Origin of the sequence: Bartonella sp. AA9NXGY (genome assembly GCF_042196845.1) — a bacterium.
Classification (GTDB): domain Bacteria; phylum Pseudomonadota; class Alphaproteobacteria; order Rhizobiales; family Rhizobiaceae; genus Bartonella.
Window position 1 is genome coordinate 1 of the sequence record NZ_JBHIRB010000110.1, and the last position, 678, is coordinate 678.

Annotated in this window: 1 pseudogene; it reads right to left on the bottom strand. The window is 38.6% G+C overall.

The features are described 5' to 3' along the window. Positions 1-678, bottom strand: a pseudogene (locus ACFIM6_RS10095) (hypothetical protein); the annotation flags it as partial.

Here is a 678-nt window from a genome sequence, read left to right on the forward strand (position 1 = left end):
TGAAAGTGTCCGATCCGTACCAGTCTTGTTGGCTATGTTGATTTCACTGCCTTCTACTTCTTTACCAATAGTGATAAGATTGGTTGCTTGATCTTTCTTAACAAGGCTATCACCTTTCACATTGGTAATCTCATTATTAATTTCTTTGCTAATCTCATTTCTAATATTTATGAAAGAATTACCAACTCCAGCCAAAGCATCCGCCACATTGCCATAGTCTATCTCTTCAGATTTACCATCATCCTTAACTGTCTTAACCTTAAAACTTGGAGCAGTCCATTGTCCTTGCTCATCATAACCTGCACCTCCACCAAAATAGGTTGCAAGTTGTTCGTTCAGCGAATAAAGCTGACCACCCGTGATAGCATCCGTTGAATTAGCGCTAATCTCACCATTTGCAAGGAACGTAATTCTACTGTTTTCTTGTGTCCTGACAGCTTTGCCTTTTTCTTCTTGCTTCTTCTCATGACGTGCTACAAAGGCATTGGCTTCATCATTCCATAACAAAGCATCACCTTTAACTTGCTGAGTAATATTCGTTATGTTTTTAGTAAGTTCGCTAAACTTATTTGTTACATTATCATTGACATTCTTGATATTGCTATCAAGCTGGCTTTTGTTAACAGCGTCATTATTGTTCTTTGCTTCCCCAACACCAGAAATTATCCGATCCGCACC